We start from the raw sequence: 26,621 nt of genomic DNA, 5'->3' as shown, positions 1-26,621 counted from the left end.
CTTAATTAAGTGCCCGTTTTTTTGGGGTTCACCATCCAAACCTAAAAAGCGTGTAGGTAACGTTAGTGATTTTTACGCCCCTTTTTACGTTACTTATGCGTTTTCTTTATGGGCCAAAAACTCTTCGTAGTTTCCGTCGAAGTGGTTCAGCTGTTTGTCTTTTATTTCAATGATCTGGGTAGCCAGTGATGAAACAAACTCGCGGTCGTGGCTAACGAAAATCACTGTGCCATCAAACTTATAAAGTGCATTGTTTAGCGCTTCAATCGATTCCATATCCATGTGGTTGGTAGGCTCGTCCATTACCAATACGTTGATGTCTTCAAGCATAAGCTTTCCGAACAATAAACGGTTTTTCTCACCACCAGAACATACCTGCACACGCTTATTGAAATCATCAGAAGTAAACAATAAACGGCCTAACATGCCCTTAATTTGAAGGTCGTCGTGTTTCGGACTGCGCCATTGGCTCATCCACTCAAACATAGTGATATCTTCAGCAAAGTATTTGGCATTGTCCTGCGGAATGTAGCCGATTGCGGCATTTTCTGCCCACTTATAGCTACCAGCGGTAGGCTCAATGTCATTCACTAGGCATTTTAAAAGCGTAGTTTTACCTGCGCCATTTTCACCGATTATGGCTAAGCGCTGCCCTGCTTCCAACAATAAATTAGCGTTGTCGAACAACGGAAGGTCTGGATAGCTATGTCCCAGTTCTTCAAGGGTGATAGCAAGGCGGTGAAGTTTCTTGTGCTGCTTAAACACAATATAAGGCTTACGACGGCTGGACGCTTTTACTTCAGCCAGTTCAATTTTCTCTAGACGACGTGCACGCGAGGTAGCTTGTTTTGCTTTCGACGCGTTGGCAGAGAATCGCGCTACGAAGCTTTGCAGCTCTTCAATTTCCGCTGATTTTTTAGCATTTTCTGCATGAAGCTGCTCTTGAACTAGCATGGCTGCCTGAATGTAATCGTCGTAGTTACCTGGGTAAACACGTAGTTCACCATAATCGATATCGGCCATATGTGTGCACACAGAGTTTAAGAAGTGTCTGTCGTGCGAAATAATAAGCATAGTCGACTTACGCTTATTAAGTTCCTCTGCAAGCCAGCTGATAGTGTAGATATCTAAGTTGTTGGTTGGTTCGTCTAAAAGCAGAATATCAGGCTCAGCAAATAGGGCTTGGGCTAAAAGTACACGTACTTTTTTACCTGGAGCCACTTCTTTCATTAAACCGAAGTGATAATCTTCATCAATGCCAGCAGATGTTAGAATTTCACCGGCGCGGGATTCGGCTGTATAGCCATCCATTTCGGCAAACTGGGTCTCTAAATCTGCTACGCGCATACCATCTTCTTCGCTCATTTCAGCCTTGCTGTAAATGGCGTCGCGCTCTTGCTTAACTTCCCATAATTCACGGTCACCCATGATCACGGTGTCAACCACACTGTATTCTTCGAACGCAAATTGGTCCTGACTTAATATACCTAGCTTCGTACCCGGTGCCATCGAGACGTTGCCCGAGGTTGGCGTAAGTTTACCGCTCAAAATTTTCATAAAGGTAGACTTACCACAACCGTTTGCGCCAATAAGGCCGTATCGGTTGCCGTTGCCGAATTTTGCGGAAATATTTTCAAATAATGGCTTAGAGCCAAACTGCATTGTGATATTTGCGGTGGTAATCAAAACAGGTATCCAGGGGTAAAACGATGAGAAGAGATAGTAGTGAAAGCGTTTATCGCTCCACTAATATATAAAAGCGCGCGCACTATAAGGAATTGAGCGCTTTATGTCGAGGAAATTTTGAGCAGCTTTTGCACGGGGTTCACAAGAAAGAGTGACGCGTTGTATTTGTTTACCGCCTAATCTCTATATTAACGTTGAGCAAATCATTCCATCATAAAGAAAATATTACATAAAAGTGACTGCATGGTGAATGCTTAATTCAGGAGGGAATGAATTAAATTTTTCATCCGTCTTGGTGCTAAGAGTTCGCTTAAACTACTATTTTAGCATGAAAAAAGTAGAGCCTTGTCTATTATAAACAATAGACTTTATTAGTTGGTCTTAATCTTGCTGCATCTATCGATTGAAAATAAACCGCAGACTGCAAACGCGTCTGCTGAATCAGTGCGAAGTTTTATTTCACTCTTGTTTACCGTGCGATAGGTAATGCAAAAGAAGAATAAAACTGTGCATTTTATAGAGGGAAACATCATGAAGTTTTTGAAAAAAATTGCGATTGGTTGCTTTTCGGCAACAGTTCTAATGTCTGGTAGTGTTCACGCAGAAGCAATTAGCTCAGACTCTGTAATGCAAACTCAAGCCGCTCACTACAATAAGCAGCAGCTTATTGACATGGTCAACCGTTCAGACGTGCAGAGTAAACTAGTGAGCTTAGGTGTAGATAGCAACCAAGCTATTGCCAGAATCAACGGTATGACCGACAGCGAGATTGCGCAACTAAATGATGAAATCAATCAAGCGCCAGCGGGTGGTGTTGTAGGCGCAGTGCTGACTGTACTTGCCATTATAGCAATTTTGGATCTCATTGGTGTAACTGACGTTTACCCATTTATTCGTCCAGTTAACAGCTAATTGGATGATAAATTCAGCTAAAAAGGCCTGCATGTTAGCAGGCCTTTCGCTTCTACTTTTGCTTTCAGGTTGTCAGTCCACTCCTCAAGCTGACAAACTAAGGCAAGAGGGACTCGCCTCATTGCCCGATTCCCACACTATTGAGTCTGTACCGTTTTTTCCCCAAGAACAGTTTTATTGCGGGCCTACCACACTTTCTGAAGTGTTTGGTTACTATGGAAAAAGTACCTCACCAAACGACATTGCGCCTAAGTTGTTCATTCCCAATAAAGAAGGGAGTCTGCAGCTAGAAATGGTTAGCGCCACACGACAATTTGGTTTCTTGCCATATACTGAGCGAGGAACATTATCGTCCATTATGTCGTTAGTTAAAGAAGACATCCCGGTGATTGTTTTTCAAAATTTATCTATCCAATTAATACCCCAGTGGCACTACGCCGTTGTTATCGGGTTCGATAGTGATAGGGGAACGGTCACTTTACATACGGGCCTTACGCCTAATCACGAAATGTCGCTTGAGCTTTTTGAACGAACCTGGGCAAGAGGAAATTACTGGTATTTAGCTCCGGTTCCTCCCAAAGTGACGTCTTCTGAGATGACGCCTTTTACTTATGTAAGTGCAGCCTACGATATGCTTAAAGTAGGAGACAAAGCGCAGTCGCTAGCGTTTTTAGAAACCGCATCCCAGACCTGGCCTTCTTATTGGTTAAGCTACTTTCTGATTGCTAATTATTATCTCGAACACCCTGATATCGAAGGCAACAACAAACTGGCGATAACCTGGTTTGAAAAAGGATATGACGTAGGCCAACATCAACAAGCATATGTGCATAACTATGTTATTGCATTGCGTAAAGGCAATAGACTTGAGTCAGCAAACGATGTGCTTAAACAAGCACTTGCACGCTTTCCAGATAACGACAGGTTGCTAGCACTAATAGAGTAGCAACTTTCAGTGAACCTTAGTGAGAACTTTACGAATTCAATGCCAACGTTATTTTTTCAGCTATCCTTTAGTAGGGTTTAGAAAAACTAACGTTGTATATGTCAAAGAATTTAAGCAACGCTTCGATATCCCACGCAAATGGGATTATTACAACTAAGCTTTATGGCACTTTTAATGAAAGTAGCGCCGAAAGCTATCGAGCAGAGCTTTTCAAATTAGTTATGGGGTTGAAGGGAAAGCCTTTTGCCTTACTTGCCGACATTAGCCAAGTAGAAGGCGCTACGCCCGAAGCGTTTGATATGGTTAAGCACATTATTAATCGTCTTCCCGAAATGGGGCTCGTTGCAAAAGCCTATGTATACAAAGGACCAGTGATCCGCGGGATAATGTATCAACGTATCCCAGAGCTTGCTTCAATGGATTACTTGTTTTTTACGGATAATGAAGAAGCTTCTCAATGGCTTTCAAACGAATATCAACAAAAGCTTTCTAAACATCCCTAGCAACAATTGGTGCATCTTTTGCGTCTTCTTTCCCGTATTAACGTATAGCTAATTATAAAAGCACCATACTTTTTACGCAGGAGCATAGTCAGCCGTGGATAGCACCCAACTTCTTGAAAATAAGCAGGTACTTGCAATAGCCGGATTAGTCGGTGTTGTTATTGTGCTTTTCATCATTAAGCGCCTTATATTGGTGCGCTTGAAAGCCAAGGCGCGTTCTGAAAGCAGCAGCATGTCTGATATTTATCGCGTGCTAGTTCTATCACTCAATGCCCCGCTTAATTTGCTTATTTGGGTTATCTTTTTGCTGTTAGTGAAAAGTATTGTTTCAGTATTTCAGATAGAAGATGAAAGGGCTATTGAGGCGTTAACTATTGTTATTGAAGCAGGTCTTATAATTACCCTGTTTCTTTTTTTCGAGCGCTTTGTTACCTATTCCTTAAGTCGCTATCGCGACCAATCAACTATTGTAAAAAACACCAGCGCTATTGCTGGTGGTGCAGTAAGAGCAGTGTTTGCCGTACTCGCCATTTTAATCATATTAAGCACAATGGGAGTATCGATAACGCCCATTGTTGCTTCATTAGGTATTACGTCTCTTGCAGTAGCATTAGCCTTACAGCCCACGCTTGAAAATTTCTTTTCAGGCATTCAACTAGTAATGGATAAGCCCATTCGCATAGGCGACTTTATTGAACTGGATTCGGGGGAGCAAGGATTTGTCGAGAAAATAGGGTGGCGCTCTACGTGGGTAAGAATGCTGCCTAACAACATTGTTATTATGCCGAACAGCAAGCTCTCTAATTCAAAATTAATTAACTACTATTATCCTGAACGCGAACTATCAGTACCCGTTGAAGTGGGCGTGCACTATAGCTCTGATTTAGACCATGTTGAAAAGGTCTGTTTAGAGGTGGCCAATACGATTTTAGAGCAGCATGAATTTGGTGTTGAAACCTACCAACCTTTTGTGTTGTTTCACACCTTCGACAATTCGAGTATTAACTTAACTGTTATGCTGAGAACCCGTGAATACTTTAATCGCTTCTTTATAAAAAGTGCGTTTATCAAAATGCTGAAAAAGCGGTTTGATGAAGAGGGTATTGTAATACCATTCCCAATTACTGCGCTCAATATGGATCAAGAAGGCGCGGCTAATGGGTTATCGACAGCACATGAGCATACAAGGCCATGAGGCTGAGAAAAATTGATGGTATTAACGTAGCACTTTGCAAATTGCAGATTCGTACCGCGTTATCTCATCAATAAAGGGTAATAACCTCTGAGCATAAAAAAGCCACGTTTGAAAACGTGGCTTTAATGCGATTACGCCTTCTTACTGTTAGCGTATTAGAAAGTGTAGCGCGCTGATACACCTAGTAGGTCTACATCGTCAGCGATGACATAAGTTGCACCGAATGAAAACTGCGGCGTAAAGAAATAGTCTGCGCCAATTTCAAAGGCAGTATCATCTTCTTCAATGTCGATATAGCGAATCGCACCGCGAAGCTCAAACTGCTCTGTTAGCATTGAGCGTATACCGGCAGTAATGCCATAGCCGTTATCGTCAGCTTCAGCAGAAGCAAAGCTTGAATCTAGGTCAACATCTACATACTCATACGTTAACTCACCAAAAAAGTCAGTTGTTGTAGTTAAACCATAGCGGTAACCAACCCCTGCAGAGATATAGTCAAGTTCACCGTCAACACCATATTCGTCTTCACTTAACTGACCATAACGACCTGTCAGGTATACATTTTCATTAAGTGATTTAAAGCCCTGAATTTGAAAACCTGTTGGCTCGAAGTCGCCTGCGTCTTCAATATCTGCTTGTACATATCCAGCTTTAACGAAGTCATATGAAGGCGAAGCTGCGAATGCATTTAAAGAAAGCGCGCCAAAGATACTGGCGAGAATAGTACGTTTCATTGTTTCTAATATCCTTTTAACAAAAAAATTCCAACCACTTTTGGAAGCTTCAACATTATGGGGATGAGTTTTGAGAAACCAAATAGGTTAGTACAAGAAGTTTTCGTTTATTGGCTATAGCCAGCGCGGTTTTTAACGCGTGATTGTAATTACCTTGTCGGGAGAATGATCAATTAGAGCTTTTTCAAAGTGAAGCAAATAGCGATACTGGCAATACTTAACGCGCTAGTCGCTAAACTAAAAGCCTCGGTAGGCCCTAGAGTTAGTAGCGTCACTGCGTAAGCGCCTATGGCGGCCCCTGTCAGATGGAAAAAACCAGTGAGTGCAGCTAAAAAACCAGCAGATGTTTCAGAATAGCCCAGCATAATAGTTACGCTACAGGGCATAGCGATACCGATGAAAAAGAACGTGACATAGCAGTAAGCCAAAATACTGACTAAGCCACTTTGGGAACTCAAGAAAACGGTCAAAGCAAAAAGTACGGAAAGAGCCGCTAAACAGAGACTAGATACCCTGAACTTTTGCAAAGGCGACAAAGACGTCCGCCGAATATTGAATACGCTGCCTGCAACGAACGACAAGGTGGCTAGCAGTGAGTATACCGAGAACAGAGTTTTAGAAAGCCCGAACTGCTGCATTACCATAGAGGGCGCGATGGTAATGAAGCAAAACACAATGCCATACAAAAGCCCGCTAGCCATGCCTACTGTAACAAGCTTTACTATTGTGCTTTTTATAAGTACTAACGTATGACTAAAAACGTTATCAGATACTGGCGGCGTAAAATGTCTAAGAATGCTGGAAACTGAGAATAGCAAAAATAGGGCGAGTAGCCCCATTAACAGCACGAAATAAAAAATAGCGGAAATACCCAATGACTCGCCAATTATAGTGCCTATTAGCGGTGCTATTGCTGGGGCAATAGCAAAGGCAATATTGATGAGCGAAAGTGAAGTATTTAGCTGCTTTTCGCTAAATATTTGACGTGACAGCCCTCGCGATACTGATACGCCAACGCCCCCACCTAAGCCTTGCACCACACGTCCTATAAGAAAAGTAGACTCTTCACTGGCAAGCGCCACCATAAGTGTACCTGCAATAAATACTAAAATTCCGCAGAACAAAAATTTTTGCTTGTTTACGTAGTCGCACACTATGCCAGAGGTTAACTGTGAAAGTGAGAAGGCGACTAAAAACACAGCTACGCTCTGCTCAATTATGCTCACCTGACTGCCATACATAGTCGCTAAGTCAAAAAAGAAGGGGCTATAAATGCTGGTAGAGACTTGGCCAAGAACAGACAAAATAGTGAAGGTAACCGTTAGCGAGTAAAACGCATGGCGCGACATGGGGTGCTTCATCTAATTAGAAACCGGTAACAAAGTAGACTAATAATAAAGATAGGCTACAGATGAGGTATTACAGTTTTAATAAAGGTGCAGCCGTGAACTGAACCATTGTGAATTATTGGCTGGAAAGATATTTTTAAACTCTCTAAAGCAGAAATTGAGCGGGATCCGGTTTTGCACAATACCTAACCTAGTTATTCATCAACTTTATGAGCCGCTGTACGCCATTGATTAAAAAGTCATTCAGGCCCTCCGGAAAAGTTTGAAAACAATCTACAAAAAAATAGTGGAATTATAGGGCCTAGCCGAAGCGTCGATTATCTTTGTTTAGAGAAGTGCAATTTGAACGGCTAATCTTTCTGTTTGGAAACTATTTCCTCAGTAGGTGCATATAACTTGCCTGTAACCACAAAAAGTAAAGCAGTTTGAAGTTCTAACAAATATAATTGCCTATCCCCTATTACAAAATAAGTCCATATAGCACTTAGTAGGTATATTCCAGATGCAATGTTAAAACCAATACTTGCGTGTTTCCTTTCCATTTTTTCTTCTCTCCAAAAAAGGGGCATTTCGCCCCTAGATACTGCATTTACCAGTGATTTTTATTTGTATTTCCGTACTGCGCATAAATTGCATCACTTGCGTTTGAAACTTCAGCAAAAAATGCGCCTAAATCGTAGAAAAAACCAGCACCAGATATTGATTCTACTTGGGTTGTGTTTAGTTCAATCATTTTAACTTCCTTATTGTTGAGTGTTATTTTCTGTGGTCTGAATAACCTTGATAAAAATCGTATGCTGCATCTGCTATAGCTACAGCGATTGCGATTTGGTTCCAATAACCGCCAGAAATGTTACGCAGCTCTTCTATTTTGATTTCTTCCATAATTCATTTTCCTTTAGTAACGACCCGAATTGGTCGAAAACAATAATTGCAGTATCTTTCGCTTGATTAAACTGACCCATGTAACTGTTTTTATGTTTCTTAGATCTAAACTGCACTTTTCAGGATGACCAACGGTAATGAGATATGCCACCACAGCGGTGGAGGGAGTTAAAAATACAGTGGCAGCCAAACGTCGCTAAATTAACTATATTTAGCGTCACGGCATTGGGGTAGGGAAATAACCATGCTTGTATAAGCTAAACTAAGTATTTTGATAATTGCAGTTAAATTTTTTGGTCTCATGAGAAACATCAATGTCAGGTACACCAATTGGCACCTATAACGACGCTATCATTACCAGTTTGTGACTGGCTACTGATATCAATATTCATATAAGAGCAAATACTTGACGACGCATCCGAGAGTTTAGGCGCAACACGCAAACTTGAATTCAGCCAATGAAGGAGGAGCATTTTAAGAACGCTTTTTCATATTTTCCCTCAGTTTGCCCCATTGTAGAGCTGTACTAAGAACTTATACTTACCCGACTCAAGCTGAAGTGTAAGGTGAATGCTGATCCCCCGTTTATGGGGTAGAGCCGGTGTTATCAATCGTGTAAGGTGAATGCTGATCCCCCGTTTATGGGGTAGAGCCCTATCGTCGAAGAGTAGGAAAAATGGTGGCCCCACCCTGACTTGAACAGGGGACCTGCCGATTATGAGTAAGTTGCGTTGTGGTTATTTGAACTTATATGTAATTCGTTGTCTTTATAAATTCCAATAAATTCAGCGTCTTATTTTTATATGTAGTAATGCGTTCTAATGTGTCTTTATAATAAAAATGCTTACACGGGGCGTACATGAGTCTCTGGTGTAAGTAAACAGAAGCGGCCGGCGACTGCTGCAACAGTCCCGACCGCATGAGCGACGATAGACATAGGAGAACCGCCGATATGGCAATTCTAACTCATCTTTTAGTTATTTCAGAGCAGCTAACTCCTAACCACAAATTAGGGGTTACATATGAGTAAGAAATACAACATCACTGATACTAGAGCAGCTAGTTTCCCTATCCCCGAAAAAGGGCAGGCAATCTATTGGGACGAAAAGCAAAGTGGTCTTGGCTTACGTGTAACAGCTAATGGCGCAAGAAGTTGGATCGTTCAAGGTTACGTTAATGGAAAGTCGAAGCGCTTCACATTAGGGTTGCTAGATGAGCTTGATTATAAAGAAGCAAGGGAAGAAGCTAGCTCTACAAGAGCATCTATGCGCAAAGGAGTAAATCCTTTAGAAGAGAAAAAGAAGCGGCAGAATGTGAGTGAAGCTGAAACCGTCACCTTGGCTGAAATCAAAGACGACTATGTGAAACACAAAAGAACAAAGGGGATGCCTCTACGCCAAGCTTCTATTAACGGCATTGAGAGCTGTGTTAAGAACGAGTTTTCAGACTGGGCAAGCAAACCAGTGGCAAATATTACCCGAGATGCGGTAATTGAACGTTTCAGGAATATCTCCAAAAAAGCCCCAACACAAGCGAACCTAGCATTTAGAAACTTACGTGCCTTGTTAAACTGGGCTAAGGAGAAGTATACCGCTCCTGATGGAAGTTACACGATATTGAACCCAAACCCCGTGTCACAAGCAATCAAATCTAATGGTCTTGCACAATGGAACAAAGAGACAAAACGAGATACAAGGATTCCAGAAGATAAAATAGGGGAGGTGTGGTTAGCGCTAAACGCTCATGCAGACCCAGAGAGAAATATCGCTACGACTTGCACCAGTGCTGACCTCATAATGTTTATGCTCCTAACTGGTACACGTATCAGCGAAGCAAATCAGCTCACTTGGGACAGAGTGAAATTGCATGACGACGTTCCAACTTTTCATTTGGATGTCACGAAGAACCACAATTCGATAACTCTCCCAATTAGCAAGGAACTCAGGAAAGTATTGTTAAGACGAGAATCTCAAAAATTGTCTAATAACCCCTATGTCTTTCCTGCTAAGCGGGGCAAAGCTGGTTACCTCAAAGACCCCCGTGCTTTATTCGTCAGGGTTTCAGAGATTACGGGGTGTCATATTCATCCTCATGCAATGCGTCGAACCTTCGAAGAACTTGCGGTAAGGTCAGGTGTGGATTCAGATAGGCGTCGAATATTGCTTAACCACATATCAGGTGATGTTCATGCTCTGCATTACGGTAATAACAAAGACCCGAAAGTGTTGATTCAAGAGGTGAATAAAGTTGGTGACTTTGTACTTCGTTTAGCCCAAATAGCTGAGTCGGCAGCTAAAGCTGATAATGTTGTGCAAATGGTGAAATAATTCTCTTTGCAAATGAATATAAAATTGTATAACTTAATACGCAGTTACCTAATGTAGGTAACACACCATTCCAACTCTTTGAAAGTGAGCGTGATGCTTTGTCACTCCGGTGATTCGCTTCAAAGAGGCAAAGATCTGCATGGGCAGTGTCGCGGAGTTCATAATCGAATTCGCTGCATTGCCTTTTTTGTTTTGGGCTAGCGGCAAGTGAATATAGGCAACCCCATGACAACTCAAACTATAACCACAGTTAATACTCAACAAGCAGCCGAGCTCCTTGGGCTTTCTCCTAATACTCTGAACCAATGGCGACACATTAAGCGTGGCCCAGCATTTCATAAATTCGGCAAATCAGTTCGATATAGCTTGCAAGAATTAGAGGCTTATATGGAACAAACACGCCGAGAAAGAACATCCCGTTTTGGTGACCAATCCTATTAGAACGACTTACTAGTTGTAATGGGCGTTCACCGAGAAAACTAGAAGTTTTTCATACGCATTTGAATGCTCTCGCATCAACAAGTAATTCACCTGTAACTCATTCAAAAAAAAGCGCTGTGCCCATCGTGGGTTAGACAAAGCGCTTTGGAGTGATTCATGTTAAACAATAATGATGAAACTAATTACAAACAAGATAATACGTGGGATCCCACAAAAGCTGTACATGCAGAGATCGGCAGCCAGCAATACAATAGGGATAGCGAAAGTGAAAGCGCAGCCACAGCCAGCGTACAGCACGAACAATTTCTTAAAATCCCGCAGGAATTACGTAATAGAGCCCAGTGGTGTTTAGCTGGGGATGATAAACGCCCTCTTCAGCTTAATAAGACAAATGCGAGCACCATTGATCCTAGAACTTGGTCTACATTCGATGCGGTCTATGCCAAAGCTTTAGAGTACAGTTTGGGCATGGGGTATGTGCTTTCTAAGCTCGATCCATTCACATGTATAGATCTAGATATAAAAGCTAATAGCTCCGATGAGCATAAAAACCGAGTTCATAAAATCGTTAATGAATTCGCCAGTTTCACAGAAAGGTCAGTAAGTGGAAATGGATATCATATTTGGTTGAAAGGAAATGTAGAGCAAGGGCGCAAAAAAGACGGAGTAGAAGTTTATTCATCTGAACGGTTTATTGTATGTACTGGCAACATTGAAAAGAATTTTCCTATTGAGAACAGGCAACCATTACTTGCAAGTTTGTACTATCAGATGTCGCCAGAAAAAGAGGGGGTTGAGCTGCCCCCAGATCAGCCACAAGTACAATCAGATGACGAAATACTTCAAAAGGCATTTAACTCTGAAAATAAAGACAAGTTTATTAATCATTGGAATGCAAATTGGGATCAGATAGGCCATCAAGATCACAGTTCTGCTGATATATCATTACTTCAAATGCTAGCTTTTTACACTCCTAATAATGAGCAGCTTAAGCGGCTATTTTTATTATCAGAACTTGGTAAGCGCGATAAAGCTAAACGTGCAGATTATCTCCCTAGAACTATCCGAAGAGTAAGGTTGAATCAGGCAAAGGAAAGTCAGGAGAATAGGAAAGCTATTGAACATGGAAAGCAAAATGCTGAGGCAATAATAAGAAACTGGAAAGCTAAGCGAAGCAGCCGTATCAAGGTCTATTCACCACAAGAATTAGCCAAGCGTCCATCGTTGAAGTGGTTAGTCAAAGGCATATTACCTGAAAGTGGATTGGTCTCAATCTACGGAGCGCCCGGTGCAGGTAAATCATTCCTCGTGTTGGACTTATTAGCTCATGTGGCTGCTGGTGACTATTGGTTTGGCCGAAAAACAAAAGTATGTAATGTTGCTTACGTTGCTTTTGAAGGGATGGGCGGTATACCGCAAAGAGCGCAGGCTTTCAAAAAACATTACCGACCACTTAAAAGCATTAAGTTCGTTGAAGCCCCAGCCATTAACCTACTAGAAGACAATGACAGAAAGGACTTTATTGCTGTATTGAAAGAGCATTTATTAACGAATGGTGTTATTTGCTTAGATACTCTAGCTGCAAGTGCGCCTGGGATGGATGAGAACTCAAGCGAGGGTATGGGCAAGCTAATAGGAGAAGTTACTAAAATACAACAAGAGGTTGGCGGATTAATTATTTTAGTTCACCACAGTGGTAAAGACGATAAAAGAGGGCTGCGAGGTTGGTCGGGTCTGCTTGGGGCTTTGGATTGTGCCATTAAAGTTACTAAAAATGCTGATGGAAGATGTTATTGGGAGGTCACCAAGTCAAAAGATGGTAAAGACGGTATAGGCAGACCATTTCAATTAATCACAGTGCTGTTGGGACATGATGAAGATGGTGAGCCTATTACATCATGTGTAGTGGCTGGATCTGACATCGGAGATAAATTAGAGAATATAAACGAAGAAGATGATAAGCATGTTTTCGGTGTTATTGAGTGTCAGCTAAAAGCTGGGAATCCAGTAAGTCAAAATAGACTTGAAAAAGGCGACTTAAAACAGCTCATTAAAATCCCTCAAGCTCGCTTAAGAAGTTCTATAAAAAGGCTTAAAAACAAAGGTAAGATCTCTGATTCAGGTAATGATGGTTTTAAACTAGGGCGTTAGCGCGTTGGGGGGCGTTAAGGTGCGTTAAGCGATTTACAACGCCCCTAACGAGCACAGCCAAACGCACAGCACCCAAGGGTGCGTTGGTGCGTTAACCCTATATAACGCCCCTATTTTAACGCACCAAACAGGTGTGGTTAATTCTGTTATCTCCAACCTTTAGGGGCGTTAAAGTTTTGCCCCTACTTATTGGTAGTAGTGTGCTTTAATTTTTAAATTTAGAAGTAGGTTATTGTTACCTAAATAAAAAGTTTGTAGATGTTTTTTGTTTTAGTGTAACGTGTAACTGTTATGTACTGTTAACAAGCGTAACCACACTGTTTTTCACGTGTTCCTTGCTTATTTTTTTTCGAAACAGCGAGGAATACAAAATGGAAATCAATTCAAACATCACTCCTTCATTACACCCTCAGAATATTACTTCAATTGATGGGTATGACGACACGACAGCAGGCTATGTTGAAAGCGCTAAAGCTGCACTAGAGTTAGCTTATAAATCTCTTGGCGCGGTTCATAGTGCGCGAGCAAAAGTTAATGCTAATTCTGCGTGGTCAAAAGAAAAGAAGATCCTAGAACTTGCTGAATTTGGTGAAAAGAATATGGACAGAATTTTGCCCGTATTTGATCGCACAAGAACTAATCTTGAATCTGGTATCAAAAGTGTCGAGCAGGCAATGAGCGAGTCACTAAGCAAAACTACCCCTGCACTTGCCCAAGAAATCAGATCGCACATTAAAACTTTGGACAGAACAGCAAGAGCTGAATTAGTGCAAAAGCTATTCGCAGAAAAGAATTACGATGTAGTGACTGCAATAATTGATGCACCAGCATTTTTGTCTGGGATTACCACAGAAGAACGTGAGAACTACAAACGCAAGCTACACGAGACTACTAACCCCGAGCTAGTTAAACGCGTAAAAGTTATGAAGTCGGCACTTTCTATTATTGAAAGTAGAGGCCCACTTGTGATGCTCCAAACCGAAAAAGCTATTGGCGCTAACTTTGACTTAATTGCCAAGTTACGCAACGAAGAAAGTGCAACACGACGCGCCCTTATTATTAAAGACCACGAAGAAAACCAAGCCTGATCTAGTGTTGATCTTATCAAGAGGGGGAATTATGTCAGAGCCAGCAGTAAGTGGAAATAAAGCTTGGGTGAAAGGAATGAAGTCGCCTAATCCTAAAGGTCGTCCAAAGGGAATAGTAGACCGAAGAGCTAAGATTACCGAAAGCATGTTAACCGATGCTTCGGATATAGTTGAAGCTGTTGTAGCAAAAGCAAAGCAGGGTGATGTGCAAGCTGCACAATTAATTATTTCGCGGGTATTACCCACATTAGCAGCACAGAGCGAAAAGGTTGAGTTCGAGCTCGATACCGCTGCTTCTCTTGCTGAACAAACGGAGCAAGTGTTAGCGGCAACCTCAAAGGGGGTATTGTCACCTGACAGTGCGCAGCGAATAATTCAGATAATTGGGGCGCTTGGTGAAATCCGACACCTTGAAGATATTGAGGATCGTTTAGCTGCTTTGGAGGGGAATACTAATGCCTAAGATAAATATAGAAGAACGCTTCATCATCCCAACGAATCATATGAAAGAGTTTGCACCTCTCTTATACAGATATGCGCCAGAGGACTGCTTTCGGCTGACTAAGTTCTATGATGATTGTGGTCAAATGTTCTGGCCGCATGACAAGCATCTGCGGACAGTGCGTTGCCTATTTCTTCAAACAGGGCAGGGTGAGTTTAAGTTGGTAGTGGCAGAGGACATAGAAAAGTTATTCGATTACAGTGATAAGAATATTCCAGCTACTTGTATTCGCTGTGATGTACCTGCAAATGAGCTTGCCAGTTTTATGGAACCAGAGCTTGGGATTGCCAGTTTTATTTCTGTTCGCCATCCACATCACAACCAGCGTGTTGAGATGCTATGTATGCTTGCTGATATTTACTTCCCGAGTAAAGATAATGCGGCATAGTGCTAGAACAAAAGTGCTGCAACGAATTGCAGCACTTGAGAATCAGCAGCATAAGGACTTAAACAAGCCTTATGCTCTTTTTCCTGTCAGGAAGTCACTTGTGGAGTGGGAACTACTTGCTGCCCCTATGCAAGCTCACCTGAAAGCGAATATTAAGACAGGTGAGCCTGTTTATTACACAGATTACTTTAGGCGGCTTGACTAGAGAGTGATTGACAAATAGAGCACACCTTCATCGCTTGCTCAATACAGTCTTCAGCCGTAGTTTTCGTTATTGTGTCTAAGTCAAGCTCGTAGTCAGCATCGCAGCGAAGATCTCTCTGTTGCCTTAAAATGTAGCTAAGCCGCCTTAGCTGGCGTTTATCAAATCTTTCTGGGCAGCTTGGGTCACCCAAGTATTGAATCAAGCTAGAATGAGAGCCGCCGCCAGAATAGTTTGGAATTTGTTGTTCAACTAAAGATAAAACGGTGTGATAGATTGAGTAATAAGATCGGCTGACTGCATTTCTGTAACCAATTTCAGTGCCATTAGCTACTGCGTTCTTCGCAAAATCTAAGAAATCCTTTCCTTCGACAGACATTATATTATTCCAACCTCAGATTTACACACTTCAGTTGGAAGTCTTACAAACTTAACTACGACTGGAAGTCTATCCAAGTCCTTATCGATTAACGCATCCGCAACGTCAAAGTTTAGTTCACAAACTTGTGATGAAGTGTAGCGTTCTTCATCAATACCATAGGTGACCGCTATATGATTACGTTCTTTAAGATGTTCTGATACACCAAATGATATCTTTATTCCCTTACTCTCAATGAGTGACAGGACAGCATTACCAATAGAGTTCAGCTCTTCCTTCGGAAGATTTCCCTTAGTGAAGAATTTGTCTAACATATTAAGTTCCATCTCAACCGAATCGATTGCTTCGGCATAATTTTCATCATTGAACGAACGACAGAATTCAAGTAACTCAGCAGCATCATCAAGTTGGAATAATTTGGTATACCAACTAACTAACTCGACACCTAGTTTGAGATGCGTGTAAGAAAGAGTTAATTCCTTAGCTCTTTTCAGGCATTCAGGTGTTAGTCCTACTAGTTTCATCGATACCCAGTAGTTCCAAACATCAGTCTCGTCTGCCATGCTTGATAACAAAGCGTTCTCAAAAGCTTGCTTCATCTCGGCTCGCTTTTTTTGTGCAGCGTAGAGCATTCCAAAAGCGTGCTGTTGCTCGTTCACTGTTGGCAGCTTCAATATATCTCGTCTTAACGATGCGACTTCGAAAGGGGAAACATCTCCGCCTTTATTATGAATGTCAATTATAGATGATAAAATATCATTCAAGATCGTTTGAGTTTGCTGCACACCAATTCCTTCAGATTACTTCAAGCAAATTCCACCAACTCCAAAGTTTAAACTACTCTGAAATTTTGAAATGGGCAAGTATTATAAGGTTATTACAGCTAAATCCAAGATAAAGTCTATTTAATAAACAAATTGAAGTTGTTGTTTTTCGTTACTTACTGATTTTCTTGTTTATTATTTTGGTGGGAAGGTTTTCATCAGAAATACTGAAAATTTAGTCTAAGCGTTAAATAAAAAAGCCCCGCGAATTTAGAATCGCGAGGCTTTATATGGTGGCCCAACCCTGACTTGAACAGGGGACCTGCCGATTATGAGTCGGATGCTCTAACCAACTGAGCTATTGGGCCGAAAACTTTTTATCTTGCTTACAACAGGCTTACATGATTTTCGAGTTGGTTTTTACTCTTTAGTAACCTATTGTATTTAATCTATTTTATCTCTAACTAAATGACCAGTGCAACTTATTATGAGTCGGATGCTCTAACCAACTGAGCTATGGGGCCATTTTGAGATGTGCTGTGTAATTACGTCCGCAAATTGTTTTGCATAACAATCACAAGCGAGCGCAAGTATAAGCAGTTTTATTTACCTTGTCACGCCTAGCTGATGGCTTTGTGAATTGTTTGCTTTATTTTTGTTCATTTTGTCGCTGTTTTGCTTGTTTTATGAATAGAGTTAGCAAACGTTATTCGAAATCCAATACTTTCTACCCCCTAATTACTAGAAGAAAGCACTAGAAAAAAGTACTGGAAGAAAAGCTAACACTTTCTTTGCCCAATAACGCTTATTTACTCTTTTTGTATGTTAGTCCGCCTTGACTCACAAACGCTAAAAGCAGCACTATTGCGTTTAATAGTCATGCACTCATTTTATCGATTATATGGTGGGTGAAAGTGCAGCGGTTTCTGGCTGCGGAATATTTGAAGGAATTATTGAAGTAAATGAAGATACCTTTTCGCATGAAAGCTGTATATACGTTGCTTTTCCCTGCATTGCTTACATTGGTAGGGTGCGACGTGATTAATCTGAAAGGACGCGAAGCTGGAGAAATACCCTTTAAACTTGTGGGTGTAGACACAGGCGCGTGCCCAATGATTATGAGCATTGGTCAGCAGCGTTGGAATATCGATTATTTCGGGTTCTATCTTAGCAAACCCGAAGTGCGCATAGATGGAAAATGGCAGCGGGTGAAGTTCAAGCAAACACAGTGGCAAACTCCAAATGAAGCACTGTTGAAATTTCACAATAAGTGCAGCAACCCAGACGATGCTAACAGCAAAATAGTGTTAGATGTGTCAGAGGAACTCTTAAAATTAGCAACTAACCTTCGTTTTACTATGGGGCTACCTTTTAACGTTAACCATGCTGACCCCCTTACGCAACCAACGCCATTAAACGATAAGTCAATGTTTTCGAGTCGTCAAAACGGGCACCGGTTTTTAAGGTTAGATGTTTCAAAAAGCGGTAAAGAAACACCTAAATGGTCTTATCACCTAGGAAGCGTAGGGTGTGCATCTGAATCAGCGTCGACTGCACCTGAAAAGTCATGTGCATTCACTAATCGCGTTGAGTTTATTTTGCCAATGACTCAGTTAGATACTGACTTAGACTTAGAGGTTTCTGTTTCCAACATAGTAGCTCAAGTTGATATCAACGAAGCTGAAAGCTGTGTTTTTAAGTCTCCTGAAACTAAGCCCTGTGAGAAGCTTATTCATAATCTGGTTTATAGACCGTGGATAAAATGGCAGTAAAATTGAAATAAACCTACTTAAACACTAAAAATTAGCGATTTATTGCTCACATTTCGTAATTTATGTTTATACTTTGCACACATATATCAACCAAATGCTTATGTGCTGATTATTAACATCGTGATAGACTCAACCCTCACATTCTATGTTAATTATAAAAAGCAGGTAAGCGGTCGCGGAGATGAGAATGACTGAAAAACCCTTCATTACAAGTGGTCGAAACACCATCATTCATAAAATTAGAAAGTTAGATTTATTGGTTATCAATGGTGATGAGCACCCGCCAATTCTTGTAACTTACAAAGGCATTAAGCAATATGAAGGTAAAATACCTGAGAATAAGCGCGATGCGAAAATGATGGATATGGAACTAGTTGATGTAACGACTAGCGACGTTTTCGGTGACGAAAAAACTTTAGTGTTTATTCAAACGCTAAATGGAAAAGAATATAAAATTGACTACTCGAAAATTGGTACGGGTATGTTTATTAAAATTCACCAAGACAGTATTTTCTAAAAGCAGAACTGCCTTTTCAGGTAAATGAGCTTTTAGCGAGGTGGGGTTAGGCAATCTGACCCCAATTGTCTGGCACTAAAGAATTAAAGCCTGCAATAACTCGACCTTCCCCTTTAAGCTGCACATAACGTTTTTTAAAGATATTGAACCGGCAGATGTCAACTGGGGTTACCTCGGATGAGTTTACACCTGTTACCACACCCGCGGTCTTTAGGCCTTCAGCAATAAGCTCTGAACAAAACCAACTGCTAAAATCCTCGTTATTATAGCTAATACTACTAAAAAGAGGGTGATCATCGAGTGCGTCTACAGCCGAACCGAATAGCTGGAGTACGTCGTAGGGCTTTCCTTCTTGCTCGCACATAAAGTTAAAGAATTTGTGTTTGTTTTGTTCGAATATACTACGCGATGCTCTTGATAGGGGCAGCCACCAAATATCACCGTCATACGACGCAACACGCTCGCTTAGCCGGTTTGTCATAACGCCCCGTTTACCCTTGAAAGACGTAGCCTCCATAACATGATTGTAATACTGGCTTCTTTCCTGGGCGTGCACCATGGATTGTGTAGCTTGGGTATGCGTAGCTGTGGTGTGCGTAGCTTTAGTATGTGTATTTTTAATATGTGTAACTATGGCAACATGGGTAACGGCGGAGCGCGTAGTAAGCTTTGTCCATCGGGAAAACAAACTGTTTCCGCCAAACGCAATGATGTCGCCTGGCTGCATGTGTTCTCTTATATGGTGATAGTGCTGCTGCTCTAACATTTCTCTTCCTTGAATTAATGCTATTGGCTTACGACATGCCTACTTTAGATTTACGTTTTTCGATATTTTAGCGCTTCTTAACATTAGCTAGCAATTTTAAAATTGTTAGGTTGTTTCAAAGTGTGTGTTAAGCGCGACTAATAACAGTTTAGATAGATAGTTAAACCTTATCTTTTGTGCGCTTATCGCTACAACTCAGGTAACCGTATTTTAACGCTTCTGTAGCGTAAACATCATAAAACTTAACTAGCTTATGGGGGCGGCGACAAGTAGAGGTCGTCACCGCGTTGCCTAATACTATCAGAGGAAATTGTTATGTTTACGTTACGCCGTGTTACCCAAATCGCTTTACTAGGAACCACACTTTCTTTAACTGCTACTGCTGCAAATGCTAGCTCTTACCCAGCCGAGATAGAAGATAAGCTAATTGCTGTATGTGAAGCCGTAAAGAGCGACAGCCGCTTTAAACTACATCGCGCGGTAAAAGCAACAGGCTTGAATATAAAACACCTGCACGAAGGTTTGGTTTGTAATGGCCAAGATATGTTGACCTTTGCAGCTACTCATAACGCGTCTAGAAATGCTCAGCATATAGCGCGTCGTGTTAATGCAAGCCAAAGCGTATTGACCGCTAAACGCTAATTTGAGTTTTCGCCCTGGACTTAGGGCTATGTTTTGCATAGCCCCTTTTTTTCATCTTTCTTCAGCTATTCCTTTAAACCGCAGTGCCATAGGGCCTAGAAAGTTATAGCATCAATTAAATTGCAAAGGGAGTGCAGATGATCTCATTAGTATTCTTACAATCTGCATCTAAGCAAGCTTCACTTTGCAAAATCTTGAAGCAACTAAATCTGTTTAGCAATGTGTTTGGGGCTGAGTCGGTGGGCCACTGTTTAGCTTTGGCTGAAAAGTACCCTCAATCAATCGGTTTCTATTCAGTTTCAAAGTCATGTCGTAATCTAGCTTCAAAGTATTGGTTGGCGGTGGGCGACAATGATGAAGAGGCACTTTTGGCGTTCTCGCACAACGCATCGGGTTTTATTACACCGCCTTTTGAAGAGGACCAGCTAATACGTGCTATCGGATACGTTAAAAGCAAATTTGACTGTTTTGAGCGTGATTTCCAATTCAACACAATGGTAAAAGGGCTGTGCAAACAGTACGGTGTATCTAAGCCCGCATTATTAGCGACATTACGCCAACAGTTAAGCAAGACTAACAAACCTAATGTGGTTGGTATTAGAACTGAAAATGGATGGTGTTGCTTAAACCCTGCCGATATTAAATGGATAGAAGCAGCAGGGGATTACATGTGTGTACAAACACTATCTGAATGTTATGTGGTTCGCACAACCTTGTGTGAATTACTGAAACGTCTTGGCGAGCAGCATTTTAAGCGCTGTAATCGTTCAGTAGCAGTAAATGCCAAACACGTGGCGCATTTAGAGCAAAGGTTAAATCAGCAAAGAGTGGTTATGCAAGGTGGCGAGATCTTCAAAGTTACCCATAAATATTACTATCAGTTTTGGCATGTAGAAGGTCAATAAAAATCGAGGAAGATCATACGACCATGGTCCCGCTGGTGGTGGAACTCGCTAATCGTTACACTTAGTACTTTATACTTAAAGGCAAGGATAGAAAGTGCGAAATGTAAGTAACGCGGTAGTGGGTGCCATAGTAGTTTTCGCTGCGTATTATGCTGGGCTTTTCGCCGTTACCATGTTGGCGTTACCTATTCCAGGGCCATTGGTTGGGCTTTGTCTGCTGCTTGGTATGCTCTTCACTTTTCCAAAACTGGAAGTGCCTACAGCTAGGTTTGTTACCTTTCCCTTAAAACATATGTCATTGTTTTTCGTTCCAGCAGTACTAGGGGTGTCTATTTATTGGGACGATATTCAAGCCAATGGGCTGGCAATCGCCATTGCCATTATTCTTACTACCTCATTAAGCTTAGGCGTCACCGCTTGGTTCGCACAGAAGTTATTTTGTAGCAAATTGGATAAACCTTCCAGCGCTTCACAAAAGGAAGGGGAGCTTGAATGATTGATGCATTAAATCAAGTGATTAGCTTTAATGGGCTGTTATGGCTATGTATCACTGTTATCGGTTACCTTATTGCGCTTTGGATTAATAAAAAGTGTAACGGTCACCCCATTGCACACCCCATTGTCTTTACGGCTGTCTTTGTTTCTGTATTTCTCTATTTGACCAATACTGAAGTGGTGAAGTATCAGCATTCAGCTTCATTACTTCACTGGCTCTTAGGGCCTGTCACTGTAGCGCTCGCATTACCAATTTATCGCCAATGGCAGTGTTTAAAACACTACGGATGGAGGTTAATAGTCAGTATTGGCTTTGGTGGAATAATTGCGCCTGTTACCGCATGGCTCACGCTTTTTGCGTTAGATGCACCATCGGCCCTAAAAATGACCATGTTAGCTAAATCAATCACCACTCCTCTTGCGATGGAAGCTAGTGCTCATATTGGCGGGATTCCAGCGCTAGCAGCTGTTTTTGTTATCACTACAGGCATTGTGGGCGCTATTGTAGCGACCGGGGTATTCTCTGTATTCGACGTGCGTGACCGACAGGCACAGGGCATTGCTTTAGGTACTGTTGCGCATGCTATTGGCACTGCTAAATCAATACAAATGGGTGAGGACGTCGCCGCTATGGCTACCCTTGGGCTTTGTGTTAACGGGATATTTACGGCTTTGATACTCCCCCTAGTCTTTGGAGCTTTTGTTTAAACTTTCAGCCAGAGACTTCAAACTTATAGCTTTATCGTAAGCTGACAGCTAAATACAAAACACGCTGGCAATATTCCCCAAAAGTGCTATTTCTTAGTGAGGTGTTTCGTATCACCATATAAGGATTATCTGTTTATAACATCAATAGGGCACTACCGCTTACTGTACCTGATACAAAAATCATTACTTCAGTTCACAGTAGTCGTGCCGATACAGTTGAAATTACTAGAAAATACCAGCGGTAGCTGGTTGTTAAAGCTAGGTGGTAAAAGAACTTAATGTTTTCAGTACTCGTATGTGACGACTCTTTAGTTGCGCGCAAGCAAGTGGCTAAGTGCCTTCCTCAAGATTGGGACGTAGCCGTGCACTTTGCAAAGAATGGCCAAGATGCTTTGACTGCGCTCGCCGATGGTAAAGGCGATCTTTTACTCTTAGATTTGAACATGCCTGTTCTTGATGGATACGGCACGTTAGAAGCAATTCAACAGCAAGGCCTTAAAACTAAGGTTATTGTGGTGTCTGGTGACATTCAACCGGAGGCGCACGAAAGAGTGACGTCGCTGGGGGCGTTAGACTTTATCCGCAAGCCAGTGGACCCCAAAAAGCTTGCTGAGGTTCTTGATAAATATAATATTCTTCACGCCGAGGAAGAAGAGCCAGAAGAAATTACGCCCCTCGACCCTGATATTCGCGATTGTTACCAAGAGATAACTAATATCGCAATGGGCCAAGCAGGCGACCACCTCGCGCGCACCATGAATGTCTTCGTAGAACTTCCTATACCTAACGTTAATCTCATTGAAGTTTCAGAGCTTCATATGATGCTTTCTGATATAGAGAGCCATGAACAAGTTACCGCGGTTTGCCAAGGTTTTTTGGGGCCGGGGGTAAGTGGCGAAGCACTGTGTATTTTGAGCGATTCAAGCTTTGACGATGTTGCAAAGATTTTAAACGTTGAAGGCGAAGTAGACGATCAACTTCAATTAGAGCTGCTTATGGATGCAGCTAGCATTCTAATTGGAACCTGTTTGACTGGGTTAGCAACTCAGATGGATATTAACTTCAGCCAAGGTCACCCTATTGTGCTTGGTCAGCACCGTGCCATCACTGAAATTATTAGTATGAATCAAATTAAGTGGAAGCGAACATTGGCGATAGAGCTTAGCTATGGGCTTGAAGGCTATAACGTTCAATGCGATTTGATTTTACTATTCACGGAAGAGTCCATGAAAATGATGAATTCAAAGCTTGCCCACTTGTTGGAGGATTTCTGATGAGCCAGCATCTAGATGAGTTACAAGAATTCCATTGGATGATGGACATGCTGCAAACGGTAGATGTGGGGATCGTTGTACTTGATCGTAACTTCACCGTACAGGTATGGAATGGCTTTATGGAAAGTCACAGTGGACTTTTACCAAGTGAGGTAAGAGACAAAACATTATTTTCGCTTTTCCCTTCAATTAAGCAAGACTGGTTTATGAAAAAAGCTAAGCCCGTCTTCGACTTAAAAACTCGCGCTTTCATGACCTGGGAGCAGCGCCCGTATTTGTTCAAGTTTCCTAACTACCGGCCGATTACAGGTAGTGAGTCATTTATGTATCAAAACATCACGCTATCTCCACTTACCTCGACAACAGGAAAGGTGGACTTCATTAGCATGATGATTTACGACATGACTGATGTGGCGGTAGGTAAAAAGCAGCTCGAGGCTCTGCAAGTTACGATGTCCGAAGAGCAAGAAGCGAGATTAGTCGCGAGTAAATTGAAACACACCTTATCTTAACCGCTATTTGTACCGCAGCAGAGGCTGAAAGCCGCTTTGCGATTCCATCTATATAGAGTTTTTTCATGCACTGTGCCTGGGGTTTCAGCATCAAGTGCGATGGGAGTATGTATGCAATTAATTATGTCTTCATTTTTAGGCTATTTACCACGTAATGTGGCGCGTGGGCTAGCCATTCTTGGCGGCGCATTTATTCTGGCTGCCTGCGGTGGTGGCGGAGGCGGTGATGGTGACTCAAGCGATGGGGGATCGGGCAATGGTAATTTAGTGATAAATGCTGGCCCTGATGCAACAGTAACAGAAGGCGTAACCTACTCGCTAAGCGCGGAAATAAGCGGAGGCGACGGGACATACACTTACAACTGGAGTGCGTCTCCTTCATTAACGATTACTCATGAAGATACAAGCGCTTCTGCTGCAAGCTTCGTTGCGCCACTAGTGGATAGTGCTACTGAATACACGTTGACCGTATCGGTTAATGATCAGAGCGGTAATACAGCCAGTGATTTTACCGTTATCACGGTTGCGCCTGTGAATATTGCCCCTGAAGCCAGTATAGAGGTGCCCGAATGGGACGATTTGCCGGCTAATACATTCCCTGGTGGGGTAGAAATTGTCTTTGATGGCACTGGAAGTAGTGACGCGGATTCCGATGCCACAGAAGGTGAAATAGCCGATTACATGTGGTCGCAAACCAGCGGGACTAATGTGATAACTGGCGTGGAAACTAACCTTTCTACGTTGACTATCGTAACGCCCATCGCCAATGATGCACAGCAGCTTACTTTTCAGTTAGAGGTGACCGACAGCGAAGGCGCGACTGATACTGATACCGTCACTATATCCGTTCAGTCAGAAACTGAAACCTTGCCGGTTGTTGATGCGGGTTATTCTCAAGGCGTATTCAGTGGAGAAGTCGTTATTCTAGATGGCGAGGCCAGTACTAGTATTCCTAGCGCGTTACCGCTTACCTATTCGTGGGAGCGCAGTGCTAATATTTCCTCAAGCACTACGTCAGCTTCAAATGCCGAAATTAGCGCAGTAGATGACAATGATGCACTATCCACATTTGCTATAGCACCTTCGGTATCGTCCTCTACTGTTGTGGCCTATACCCTTACTGTCACCGACGCCAACGGCAATAGCGTTGAAGACACGATTAACGTAAATATACGCCCAATGCCAACACCGCTTTTAAACGATACAGGTTTTTTACAGCAAGCGACCAATAATGCATTAACCGAGGCACAGCAAAACGACTTTCCTGGGCAGGACGGGCAGCGTGGCGCTGATATTATCGAGCAAAACGGTTTGATAGAAAAAGCAGGGCGGGGTAAAGCTGGGTTTGACTTCACGCGCTTAAACGCTAACGGTGATGAGCAGGATGCCAGTGCTGATACATGGTCGTGCGTTCGCGATAACGTAACTGGGTTAGTTTGGGAAGTGAAGACCGACGACGGTGCATTTCAAGACAAAGACTATACATATTCTTGGTATAGCGACGAGGTGAATGGTGGCTTTGAAGGTGATGAAACTGGTTCGAATGCGACCTGTTTATTAACTAATTGCAATACCTCTGCTTATGTTGAAGCGGTAAATGCGCAAGGCTTGTGTGGCTTTTATGACTGGCGTTTACCTACTCATCATGAACTGTTCTCTTTAATGCACTTGGGCATTGCCGATGATGTTGCTATTGATGAAGATTATTTCCCTAATACAGGTGCAGTATCAACCGAACCGCTTTGGTATTGGACATCCGTGCCTAGTGCTGACGGGGTAAATAGCGACGACGCGCAAAATGCCTGGGCATTAGACTTTGACTCGGGCGTAGATAACTTTCTTAACAAGTCGTCAGCCGCACGTGTTCGTTTAGTAAGAGCAGGGAGATAGTCATGAGTAAACCAGTTAATACGATCGCCAAAAAAGTGATGAAAAAAACAATGATTACTTCAATTAACCTGTTCGCTGCATCAGCATTGCTTATAGGTGCTTCGATCTCAGTTCATGCTCAGGAATGTCTATCTGATGGGCTTGAAACAACACCAGATGATAATTTTGAAGCGGTTACCACTAGTACCTTACTAGATACCACAACAGATTTGGTGTGGATGCGTTGTTCGGAAGGTCAAACGTGGGATGGCTCTACGTGCAGCGGTGAAGCGGTAAAATATACGTGGCAGCAAGCTTTACAGCTAGCGCAGCAAGCAAGCAACGATGATTTATTGGGGTGGCGCTTGCCTAACGTTAAAGAGTTGGCAACGTTAACAGAACGAGACTGCGTGCGACCCGCCATTAATAGCTCACTTTTTCCGGCAACGCCGCCAGATGACTTTTGGACTTCTACCCCTTCAGCGGACGATCCAGACCGAGCATGGGTTGTTGCGTTCTTTAACGCTAGCCATTCTATTAAGGAAAAAGACCGATTCATATATGTACGTTTGGTGCGTACTTACACCGATGAATAGGTGTAGGGAAAGATCTACATCCTTTCTTATTAGTCTTTCGTCTAGTATCTGATGCCGAGACTTTTTATCAACAAAGCACGCTCTATAATGCGTGCTTTGTTTTTTGGTTTGAA

General features: G+C 42.2%; 28 protein-coding genes and 1 tRNA gene. 20 read left to right on the top strand and 9 right to left on the bottom strand.

All coding sequences use genetic code 11. The annotated features are described in order from the left end of the window. Positions 1-93 precede the first annotated feature (93 nt). A complete protein-coding gene (locus ACYTPF_RS05685; protein ID WP_461851473.1) occupies positions 94-1,686 on the bottom strand; it encodes an ABC-F family ATPase in 1,593 nt (530 codons plus the stop codon). Between the two features lie 531 nt (positions 1,687-2,217). On the opposite strand from ACYTPF_RS05685, the gene ACYTPF_RS05680 reads away from it, so the two are divergent. From ACYTPF_RS05680 to ACYTPF_RS05665, 4 genes are all read left to right on the top strand, one after another. Continuing rightward, positions 2,218-2,598 carry a PA2779 family protein gene (locus tag ACYTPF_RS05680; protein ID WP_118490142.1) on the top strand — a complete coding sequence of 127 codons (381 nt, stop codon included), beginning with the start codon at positions 2,218-2,220 and terminating at the stop codon, positions 2,596-2,598. A 31-nt stretch (positions 2,599-2,629) separates the two neighbouring features. Beyond that, a complete protein-coding gene (locus ACYTPF_RS05675) occupies positions 2,630-3,544 on the top strand; it encodes a PA2778 family cysteine peptidase (RefSeq protein ID WP_461851472.1) in 915 nt (304 codons plus the stop codon). A gap of 98 nt (positions 3,545-3,642) precedes the next feature. Beyond that, positions 3,643-4,047 carry a hypothetical protein gene (locus ACYTPF_RS05670; RefSeq protein WP_461851471.1) on the top strand — a complete coding sequence of 135 codons (405 nt, stop codon included), beginning with the start codon at positions 3,643-3,645 and terminating at the stop codon, positions 4,045-4,047. Between the two features lie 94 nt (positions 4,048-4,141). Continuing rightward, positions 4,142-5,242, top strand: coding sequence for a mechanosensitive ion channel family protein (locus tag ACYTPF_RS05665; protein ID WP_461851470.1), 1,101 nt, complete (start codon positions 4,142-4,144; stop codon positions 5,240-5,242). 155 nt (positions 5,243-5,397) lie between these two features. On the opposite strand, the gene ACYTPF_RS05660 is transcribed toward ACYTPF_RS05665, so the two are convergent. From ACYTPF_RS05660 to ACYTPF_RS05645, 4 genes are all read right to left on the bottom strand, one after another. Then, a complete protein-coding gene (locus ACYTPF_RS05660; RefSeq protein WP_461851469.1) occupies positions 5,398-5,976 on the bottom strand; it encodes an outer membrane beta-barrel protein in 579 nt (192 codons plus the stop codon). A gap of 173 nt (positions 5,977-6,149) precedes the next feature. Further along, positions 6,150-7,325, bottom strand: a complete 1,176-nt coding sequence (locus tag ACYTPF_RS05655) for an MFS transporter (RefSeq protein ID WP_461851468.1) — start codon at positions 7,323-7,325, stop codon at positions 6,150-6,152. Between the two features lie 589 nt (positions 7,326-7,914). Next, positions 7,915-8,058, bottom strand: a complete 144-nt coding sequence (locus ACYTPF_RS05650; protein WP_179982514.1) for a hypothetical protein — start codon at positions 8,056-8,058, stop codon at positions 7,915-7,917. 23 nt (positions 8,059-8,081) lie between these two features. Further along, the gene (locus tag ACYTPF_RS05645; protein ID WP_461851467.1) at positions 8,082-8,210 is read right to left on the bottom strand and encodes a class IIb bacteriocin, lactobin A/cerein 7B family; all 129 of its coding nucleotides are present in this window, start codon (positions 8,208-8,210) and stop codon (positions 8,082-8,084) included. A gap of 1,022 nt (positions 8,211-9,232) precedes the next feature. Here ACYTPF_RS05645 and ACYTPF_RS05640 point away from each other — a divergent pair. From ACYTPF_RS05640 to ACYTPF_RS05615, 6 genes are all read left to right on the top strand, one after another. Then, positions 9,233-10,537, top strand: coding sequence for a tyrosine-type recombinase/integrase (locus ACYTPF_RS05640; RefSeq protein WP_141151648.1), 1,305 nt, complete (start codon positions 9,233-9,235; stop codon positions 10,535-10,537). A 225-nt stretch (positions 10,538-10,762) separates the two neighbouring features. After that, the gene (locus ACYTPF_RS05635) at positions 10,763-10,978 is read left to right on the top strand and encodes a helix-turn-helix domain-containing protein (RefSeq protein WP_100973171.1); all 216 of its coding nucleotides are present in this window, start codon (positions 10,763-10,765) and stop codon (positions 10,976-10,978) included. A 156-nt stretch (positions 10,979-11,134) separates the two neighbouring features. Continuing rightward, the gene (locus ACYTPF_RS05630; protein ID WP_461851466.1) at positions 11,135-13,129 is read left to right on the top strand and encodes an AAA family ATPase; all 1,995 of its coding nucleotides are present in this window, start codon (positions 11,135-11,137) and stop codon (positions 13,127-13,129) included. Between the two features lie 371 nt (positions 13,130-13,500). After that, the gene (locus ACYTPF_RS05625; RefSeq protein WP_141151650.1) at positions 13,501-14,217 is read left to right on the top strand and encodes a hypothetical protein; all 717 of its coding nucleotides are present in this window, start codon (positions 13,501-13,503) and stop codon (positions 14,215-14,217) included. Positions 14,218-14,248: 31 nt separating this feature from the next. After that, the gene (locus ACYTPF_RS05620) at positions 14,249-14,680 is read left to right on the top strand and encodes a DUF5681 domain-containing protein (RefSeq protein WP_141151651.1); all 432 of its coding nucleotides are present in this window, start codon (positions 14,249-14,251) and stop codon (positions 14,678-14,680) included. Then, positions 14,673-15,107: a hypothetical protein gene (locus ACYTPF_RS05615; RefSeq protein ID WP_419227366.1), complete on the top strand. Its 435-nt coding sequence runs from the start codon at positions 14,673-14,675 to the stop codon at positions 15,105-15,107. The genes ACYTPF_RS05620 and ACYTPF_RS05615 overlap by 8 nt, the downstream gene beginning before the upstream one ends. 188 nt (positions 15,108-15,295) lie before the next feature. On the opposite strand, the gene ACYTPF_RS05610 is transcribed toward ACYTPF_RS05615, so the two are convergent. The 3 genes from ACYTPF_RS05610 to ACYTPF_RS05600 form a co-directional block, all read right to left on the bottom strand. After that, positions 15,296-15,688, bottom strand: coding sequence for a HEPN domain-containing protein (locus tag ACYTPF_RS05610; RefSeq protein WP_141151653.1), 393 nt, complete (start codon positions 15,686-15,688; stop codon positions 15,296-15,298). Next, positions 15,688-16,473, bottom strand: a complete 786-nt coding sequence (locus tag ACYTPF_RS05605; RefSeq protein WP_141151654.1) for a hypothetical protein — start codon at positions 16,471-16,473, stop codon at positions 15,688-15,690. The genes ACYTPF_RS05610 and ACYTPF_RS05605 overlap by 1 nt, the downstream gene beginning before the upstream one ends. A 270-nt stretch (positions 16,474-16,743) precedes the next feature. Continuing rightward, a tRNA-Ile gene (locus ACYTPF_RS05600) sits at positions 16,744-16,820 on the bottom strand. 594 nt (positions 16,821-17,414) lie between these two features. Between ACYTPF_RS05600 and ACYTPF_RS05595 the strand changes: the two genes are divergently transcribed. Continuing rightward, entirely contained in the window at positions 17,415-18,224 is an 810-nt protein-coding gene (locus tag ACYTPF_RS05595) for an MbnP family copper-binding protein (RefSeq protein ID WP_461851465.1), read from the top strand. A 187-nt stretch (positions 18,225-18,411) separates the two neighbouring features. After that, positions 18,412-18,741: a hypothetical protein gene (locus tag ACYTPF_RS05590; protein WP_179982531.1), complete on the top strand. Its 330-nt coding sequence runs from the start codon at positions 18,412-18,414 to the stop codon at positions 18,739-18,741. A 46-nt stretch (positions 18,742-18,787) separates the two neighbouring features. On the opposite strand, the gene ACYTPF_RS05585 is transcribed toward ACYTPF_RS05590, so the two are convergent. Beyond that, complete coding sequence (locus tag ACYTPF_RS05585) at positions 18,788-19,507, bottom strand: hypothetical protein (protein ID WP_461851464.1); 720 nt, start codon at positions 19,505-19,507, stop codon at positions 18,788-18,790. Positions 19,508-19,822: 315 nt separating this feature from the next. Here ACYTPF_RS05585 and ACYTPF_RS05580 point away from each other — a divergent pair, with 315 nt between their 5' ends. The 8 genes from ACYTPF_RS05580 (at position 19,823) to ACYTPF_RS05545 (ending at position 26,508) form a co-directional block, all read left to right on the top strand. After that, on the top strand, positions 19,823-20,149 hold the full coding sequence (locus ACYTPF_RS05580; RefSeq protein ID WP_461851463.1) for a DUF3718 domain-containing protein: 327 nt from the start codon (positions 19,823-19,825) through the stop codon (positions 20,147-20,149). Positions 20,150-20,286: 137 nt separating this feature from the next. After that, positions 20,287-21,054, top strand: a complete 768-nt coding sequence (locus tag ACYTPF_RS05575) for a LytR/AlgR family response regulator transcription factor (RefSeq protein ID WP_461851462.1) — start codon at positions 20,287-20,289, stop codon at positions 21,052-21,054. A gap of 94 nt (positions 21,055-21,148) precedes the next feature. Further along, on the top strand, positions 21,149-21,550 hold the full coding sequence (locus ACYTPF_RS05570; protein ID WP_269918739.1) for a CidA/LrgA family protein: 402 nt from the start codon (positions 21,149-21,151) through the stop codon (positions 21,548-21,550). Then, positions 21,547-22,257: an LrgB family protein gene (locus ACYTPF_RS05565; RefSeq protein WP_461851461.1), complete on the top strand. Its 711-nt coding sequence runs from the start codon at positions 21,547-21,549 to the stop codon at positions 22,255-22,257. The genes ACYTPF_RS05570 and ACYTPF_RS05565 overlap by 4 nt, the downstream gene beginning before the upstream one ends. A 278-nt stretch (positions 22,258-22,535) precedes the next feature. Beyond that, positions 22,536-23,531 (top strand): response regulator, encoded by a 996-nt coding sequence (locus tag ACYTPF_RS05560; protein ID WP_179982537.1) that lies wholly within the window; start codon positions 22,536-22,538, stop codon positions 23,529-23,531. Further along, positions 23,531-24,043 carry a PAS domain-containing protein gene (locus ACYTPF_RS05555; RefSeq protein WP_118490128.1) on the top strand — a complete coding sequence of 171 codons (513 nt, stop codon included), beginning with the start codon at positions 23,531-23,533 and terminating at the stop codon, positions 24,041-24,043. The genes ACYTPF_RS05560 and ACYTPF_RS05555 overlap by 1 nt, the downstream gene beginning before the upstream one ends. Before the next feature lie 111 nt (positions 24,044-24,154). Beyond that, the gene (locus tag ACYTPF_RS05550; RefSeq protein ID WP_461851460.1) at positions 24,155-25,933 is read left to right on the top strand and encodes an Lcl C-terminal domain-containing protein; all 1,779 of its coding nucleotides are present in this window, start codon (positions 24,155-24,157) and stop codon (positions 25,931-25,933) included. A gap of 2 nt (positions 25,934-25,935) precedes the next feature. Next, positions 25,936-26,508: an Lcl C-terminal domain-containing protein gene (locus ACYTPF_RS05545; protein ID WP_461851459.1), complete on the top strand. Its 573-nt coding sequence runs from the start codon at positions 25,936-25,938 to the stop codon at positions 26,506-26,508. Positions 26,509-26,621: the final 113 nt, after the last annotated feature.

This window comes from Alteromonas sp. HB246098, assembly GCF_054890645.1.
This window is presented reverse-complemented; position numbering and strand designations above follow the sequence as displayed.